Genomic DNA, 6684 nt, shown 5'->3' on the forward strand with positions numbered 1-6684 from the left:
GAGCAGTTTAGACCCTTCCGCGTCGGCCTTGATCGGAGAAGGTGCGTCGCTATAGTCCGCGCCGTTTCGCCACCCCCTGCCATGGAGAAGTCAATGACCCGGCGTACGCCCCTCAACGAGGCCCATCGAAAGCTGGGGGCCCGGATGGTCGACTTCGTGGGGTGGGACATGCCGGTGCAGTACAGCTCCGTCATCGCCGAGCACGAGGCCGTGCGCACCGCCGTCGGCCTCTTCGACGTGTCGCACATGGGCGAGGTGGAGTTCCGGGGCCCCGGCGCGCTGGAGACGGTGAACCGGCTCATCTCCAACGACCTGGCGCGCATCCAGGACGGTCAGGCCGTCTACGCGGGCCTGCTCAACGACCTGGGCGGTTTCGTGGACGACGTCGTCGCCTACCGCTTCAGCCCGGAGCACATCCTCATCTGCGTCAACTCCAGCAACCGCGAGAAGGACTTCGCCTGGATGAAGGCGAGAGCGGAGGGGGTGACGCCGGTGGACCGGGGGGACGACTTCGCGCAGATCGCCATCCAGGGCCCCAAGGCCTTTGGCCTCGTGCAGCGGCTGACGAAGGCGGACCTGTCCAAGGTGGGCACCTACCGCTTCACCGAGGGGGAGGTCGCGGGCGTGAAGTCCATCATCTCCCGCACGGGCTACACCGGAGAGGACGGCTTCGAGCTGTACTGCCCCACCGACGACGCGGTGAAGCTCTGGGACGCGCTCCTGGAGGCCGGCCAGCCGGACGGCGTGAAGGCCTGCGGCCTGGGCGCGCGCGACTCGCTGCGCACGGAGATGAAGTACGCGCTGTACGGCAACGACATCGACGATGCGCACACCGCCCTGGAAGCGGGCCTGGGGTGGATCGTCAAGCTGGACAAGCCGGGCGGCTTCATCGGCAAGGACGCGCTCGTCGCGCAGAAGGCCGCCGGCGTGCAGCGCAAGCTCGTGGGCTTCGAACTCACGGGCGCGGGCATCCCCCGCCACGGCTACCCCATCCTCAAGGACGGCGCCCGCGTGGGCGAAGTCACCAGCGGTACGCAGGGCCCCACGGTGAAGAAGCCCATCGGCATGGGCTACGTGCCCGCCGCGCTGTCCACCGAGGGCTCCACCTTCGACGTGGAGATCCGCGGCCGCGCCGTGCCCGCCGTCGTCGTGAAGACCCCCTTCCTGAAGAAGTCCTGATTCATCCCTTCCATCCCTCCGCACCTTCGCGAGGAGCAACCTCCATGTCCGATTCCATCCCGCAGAACCTGAAGTACACGAAGGAACACGAGTGGGCCCGCGTCGAGGGCAAGACCGTGGTCGTGGGCGTCACCGCGCACGCGCAGGAAGCGCTGGGCGACGTGGTCTACGTGGAGCTGCCGAAGCTGGGCACCCAGCTGGTGGAGGGCAAGCAGTTCGGCGTCATCGAGTCCACCAAGGCCGTGTCGGACCTGTACGCGCCCATCAGCGGCACCGTGGTGAAGGTGAACGATGAGCTCACCAACAACCCGTCCATCATCAACAGCGACCCGTACGGCGCGGGGTGGATCGCGGAGATCGAGCCCTCGGATGCCGAGCAGGTGGGCAAGCTCCTGGATGCCTCCGCGTACGGCGCGCTCCTGAAGTAGTCCTTCGCGCAAGAACTGGCGCGTCCCGGTTGTTAGAGACGCTCCACGAGGCCCCGACCCGTTCGGACGCCGACTCCTTCCGCACCTCCCGCGAGCCCCTCCGACCATGTCCTTGAACTGGAAGTACCAGGAGTCCTTCGCCGGCCGGCACATCGGCCCGGAGGCCCCCGAAGTGAAGCAGATGCTGTCCACGCTGGGTGTGGACTCGCTCGATGTGCTCATCGAGCGCACCGTACCGCCCGCCATCCGCTCCCAGGAGCCGCTGCGTCTGCCCCCCGGCCGCGGTGAGATGGAGGTCCTGGCGCAGCTGGAGACCCTCGCGGCGAAGAACCAGGTGTTCCGGTCCTTCATCGGCATGGGCTACCACGACACCCACGTCCCCAACGTCATCCTGCGCAACATCTTCCAGAACCCGGGCTGGTACACCCAGTACACGCCCTACCAGGCGGAGATCGCCCAGGGCCGGCTGGAGGCGCTGCTCAACTTCCAGACGATGGTGACGGACCTCACCGGCATGGAGGTGGCCAACGCCTCGCTGCTCGATGAAGGCACCGCCGCGGCGGAGGCCATGGGCCTCGCGCTGCACGCGGCCAAGGGCGACACCACGGGCGCGGCGTTCTTCGTGTCCGACGCCTGCCATCCGCAGACGCTGGACGTGGTGCGCACGCGCGCGCTGCCGCTGGGCGTGGAGGTCGTCGTGGGCGACCACCGCACGGTGGACCTGTCCGCGAAGAAGTTCTTCGGCGCGCTGGTGCAGTACCCGGCCACTGACGGCGTGGTGCACGACTACCGCGCCTTCGGCGAGCAGGTGCACGCGGCGGGCGGCCTGCTCATCGTCGCGGCGGACCTCTTGAGCCTCACGCTCTTGACGCCTCCGGGCGAGTTCGGCGCGGACGTGGCGGTGGGCACCGCGCAGCGCTTCGGCGTTCCCTTGGGCTACGGCGGTCCGCACGCCGCCTTCTTCGCCACGAAGAACGCCTACACCCGCGTGATGCCGGGCCGCCTCATCGGCGTGTCCGAGGACTCGCAGGGCCTGCCCGCGCTGCGCATGGCGCTGCAGACGCGCGAGCAGCACATCCGCCGCGAGAAGGCGACGAGCAACATCTGCACCGCGCAGGTGCTGCTGGCGGTGATGGCCGGCATGTACGCCGTCTACCACGGGCCGGACGGCCTCAAGGCCATCGCGGAGCGCGTGCACGGGCTCACGACGGTGCTCGCGCGGGGCCTCGCGAAGCTGGGCTTCAAGCCGCGCCACGAGCAGTTCTTCGACACGCTGCGCGTGGAGCTGACCACGGCGCAGGTGCGCGGCGTGCTGGCCGCCGCCGAGGGCGCGAAGATGAACTTCCGCCGCATCGACGACAAGACGCTGGGCCTGGCGCTGGACGAGACGACGCGCGCCAAGGACGTGGAGGACATCCTCACGGCCTTCATCCAGGGCGCGAACAAGTCCGCGCAGCCGGTGGTGCTGGAGGACGTGGCTGTCAACCTGGAGAGCCCGCTCGTCCCCGAGGTGCGCCGCAAGAGCGCGTTCCTCACGCACCCCATCTTCAACCGCTACCACTCCGAGACGGAGATGCTGCGGTACGTGCGGCGGCTGGAGGCGAAGGACCTGTCGCTCACGCACTCCATGATTCCGCTGGGCAGCTGCACCATGAAGCTCAACGCCACCGCGGAGATGATTCCGGTGACGTGGCCGCAGTTCAGCAAGCTGCACCCGTTCGCGCCCACCTCGCAGGCGGCCGGCTACAAGGTCATCTTCGAGCAGCTGGAGCACGCGCTGTCGCAGGTGACGGGCTTCGCCGGGTGCTCGCTCCAGCCCAACGCGGGCAGCCAGGGTGAGTACGCGGGCCTGCTCGTCATCCGCGCGTACCACCAGGCCCGGGGCCAGGGGCACCGCGACGTGTGCCTCATCCCGTCCTCCGCGCACGGCACCAACCCGGCCTCCGCGGTGATGGCCGGCTACCAGGTCGTCGTCACCAAGTGCGACGAGAACGGCAACATCGACCTTGCGGACCTGAAGGCCCGCGCGGACGAGTACAAGGACCGGCTGGCCGCGCTGATGGTGACGTACCCGTCCACGCACGGCGTGTTCGAGGAGGAGATCCGCGAAATCTGCGCCATCACCCACGAGCGCGGCGGCCAGGTGTACATGGACGGCGCCAACCTGAACGCGCAGGTGGGCCTCACCGCGCCGGGCCTGATTGGCGCGGACGTGTGCCACATCAACCTGCACAAGACGTTCTGCATCCCGCACGGCGGCGGCGGACCGGGCATGGGCCCCATCTGCGTGGCCAGCCACCTGGTGAAGTTCCTGCCCGGACACCCGGTCATCCAGACGGGCGGGGCGGACGCCATCGGCGCCATCTCCGCGGCGCCGTGGGGCAGCGCCAGCATCCTGCTCATCTCCTGGATGTACGTGCAGATGATGGGCGGCGAGGGCCTCACGGAGGCGACGAAGCTGGCCATCCTCAACGCCAACTACATCGCCGAGCGCCTCCAGCCGCACTACCCGGTCCTCTACCGGGGCAAGCGCGGCCGGGTGGCCCACGAGTGCATCGTGGACCTGCGGCCGCTCAAGAAGACCGCGGGCGTGGAGGTGGAGGACGTGGCCAAGCGGCTCATGGACTACGGCTTCCACGCGCCCACCGTGTCGTTCCCGGTGGCGGGCACGCTGATGATCGAGCCCACGGAGAGCGAGTCCAAGGCGGAGCTGGATCGCTTCTGCGACGCGATGATCGCCATCCGCCAGGAGATCCGCGACGTGGAGGAGGGGCGTTCCCCCAAGGACAACAACGTCCTCAAGAACGCGCCGCACACCGCGCGCACGCTCACCGCGCCGGAGTGGAACCGCCCCTACACCCGCGAGCAGGCCGTGTTCCCCACGCCGTGGGTGCGGGACAACAAGTTCTGGCCGTCCGTGGGTCGCCTCAACAACGTGCTCGGGGACCGGAAGCTCGTGTGCTCGTGCCCGCCGATTGAAGACTACGAGTCGCCCGCGCAGAAGGTCGCGTAAGCGCTCGCGTCCCTCACGCTGTCAGCACCGGGGCCGTCTTCCTGAATCCATGGGAAGGCGGCCCTCGTGTTTCCGGCGGGCCCTCAGGGGTGCCCGGCGGGCTCCACGTGCACGACGACGTCCACCACCTGCGGGTAGGCGCCGTGCAGCGTCTCCTCCACCTTGTCCGCGACCTCGTGGGCCTGCGCGGTGGTGAGCTGGGGGTCCACTTCAATCTTCAGGTCCACGTAGACGCTCTCCTCCATGCCCCGGCTGCGCACGTTGCGGCACGAGCGCACGCCGGACACCGCGAGCGTGTGCTGGGACACCTGCGCGGGGTCCAGGCGCGCCGTGTCGGAGAGGATGCCCACCGCCTGCCGGACGATGCCGTAGGCCACCCACGCGACGAAGACCATCACGCCCAGCGCGATGAGCCCGTCCGCGCGAGGAAAGCCCAGCGCCACGAGGCCAATGGAGACGAGCACCGCGATGCTCACGAACACGTCCGACAGCGTGTGCTTCGCGTCCGCGAGCAAGAGCGCGCTCTTGTACTTCTCCCCGTAGTGCCGCTCCACGCGGGTGACGGCCAGGTTGATGAGGAGCGTGAAGACCATCACCCCCGCCATCGTCGCCGTCACCGTGGGGTGCTTGTCGTGCAGGAGCGAGTCGAACGCCATGCGCCCCAGCTCCAACATGCCCACGCCAATCATCGCGCCGATGCCCAGCGACGCGAGCGCCTCGAACTTGCCGTGTCCGTAGGGGTGGTCCGCGTCCGCCGGCTGGGAGGCCACGCCCATGGCCACGAGCCCCAGCACGTTGGAGCCGCCGTCGATGAACGAGTGCAACCCGTCCGCCGTCACCGACGCGGAGTGGGCGAGCAATCCGAAGACGAGCTTGGCGACCGCCACCACCCAGTTGGCCACGAGGATGGCCAACAGGACGAAGCGGACCTTCCGGTTGCGCTCCTGGAGCGCGGCAGTTCGGTCGACGAGGGTGGCTTCCACGGCGAGGCAGGGTAGTGCCCCCGCTTCCCGGGCGCGAGCGTCTGTTGGGCCCGGGTGCCCGACGTCGGACGGTGCGGCTACTGTCGGAAGAGCCGCATCCGCGGGCCGCCGCCCATTTCCAGGAAGAAGCCGAACTGGAAGCGCACCGTCGCGTCCTGGGTCAGCAGGCCGGACGGCGGGTTGGGGAAGGGCTGGGCGCGCTTGAACGACGCCACCGCCTCCATGTCCAGGAAGTCCAGGCCGCTGCTCTTCTCCACCTGGATGTCCTTCACGGCCCCGCGCTCGTCCAGGGTGATGCTGAGCAGCGTCTGCCGGTCGCGCCCGGAGTAGATGTTGCCCGTCGGGTCGCGCACGCGCAGCTGCTCGTTGGGGTTCCAGTGCATCCCCACGCTCTGCTTCACGCGGTTGAAGAAGCTCGCGTACTTCCACTCGCGCGTGTTGAGGAAGGTGCCGTCGCCTTCCTCCTGGTCCTGCAGCATGTCGTTGGGCGCCGCGCCCACCACCCGGTCCATCGCGGCCTGGGACGGCATCAGCGTGGCCAGCCCCGGTGAGCCGGTGCGGCCGGTGGAGCCGTCCTCCTCGCTGGTGTCGCCCTCGCCGGGCTGGATGCGCAGGCGCTTCGCGTTGCCCGGGGTGGCGTGGCTCTCCGACTGGTTCTTCACCGCCATGCCCGGGCCGCGCTCGCGCGGATCCGTCTTCATGGCGATCTCCTGCTTGCGGCGCGTCTCCGGCATCTCGAAGGAGGGCTTCTGGCCGCCCTGCGTCTGGGGCTTGTCGTCCGCGCCCTGGCCGTTGTTGCCGGACACGCGCGGCGGCTGCACCTGCTCCGTGGGCGCGCCCTCCTGCTTCTGGGGCGCCGTCTTCTGCGGCATGGCGTTGCGGTAGAAGGCCGTCTGGTCCTTGGCGCGCGTCTCCTTCTGGACGGTGTTGTTGCTCTCCGCCAGGTACTTCGCGTCCGGGGACACCTGCTCATTTCCCGGCGCCACGTCCACCACCTGGCCCTCCGGCTTCTTCTCCTCCGGCCTCTTCTTCTCCTCCGGGGTCTCGCGCTTCTCGGTGGGGCGGGGCTTCACCTGGGGGG

The 6684-nt window shown here is 69.1% G+C and carries 5 protein-coding genes; 3 read left to right on the forward strand and 2 right to left on the reverse strand.

The window, feature by feature from the left end; all coding sequences use genetic code 11:
- Positions 1-93 precede the first annotated feature (93 nt).
- The 3 genes from gcvT to gcvP all read left to right on the forward strand — a co-directional run bounded on the left by gcvT (position 94) and on the right by gcvP (position 4620).
- Positions 94-1179, forward strand: coding sequence for a glycine cleavage system aminomethyltransferase GcvT (gene gcvT / locus D7X74_RS05005; RefSeq protein WP_120531763.1), 1086 nt, complete (start codon positions 94-96; stop codon positions 1177-1179).
- Positions 1180-1223: 44 nt separating this feature from the next.
- Positions 1224-1607, forward strand: coding sequence for a glycine cleavage system protein GcvH (gene gcvH / locus D7X74_RS05010; RefSeq protein WP_120531764.1), 384 nt, complete (start codon positions 1224-1226; stop codon positions 1605-1607).
- 106 nt (positions 1608-1713) lie between these two features.
- Positions 1714-4620: an aminomethyl-transferring glycine dehydrogenase gene (gcvP, locus tag D7X74_RS05015; RefSeq protein ID WP_120531765.1), complete on the forward strand. Its 2907-nt coding sequence runs from the start codon at positions 1714-1716 to the stop codon at positions 4618-4620.
- 83 nt (positions 4621-4703) lie between these two features.
- Here gcvP and D7X74_RS05020 read toward each other — a convergent pair whose 3' ends face one another.
- Together D7X74_RS05020 and D7X74_RS05025 are read right to left on the reverse strand one after the other, a co-directional pair.
- A complete protein-coding gene (locus tag D7X74_RS05020) occupies positions 4704-5603 on the reverse strand; it encodes a cation diffusion facilitator family transporter (RefSeq protein WP_120531766.1) in 900 nt (299 codons plus the stop codon).
- A gap of 77 nt (positions 5604-5680) precedes the next feature.
- Positions 5681-6684 (reverse strand): energy transducer TonB (locus D7X74_RS05025; protein WP_147446477.1); only part of this gene is annotated, 1004 nt, incomplete at its 5' end.

Source organism: Corallococcus sp. CA047B, assembly GCF_003612065.1.
Classification (GTDB): Bacteria; Myxococcota; Myxococcia; order Myxococcales; family Myxococcaceae; genus Corallococcus; species Corallococcus praedator.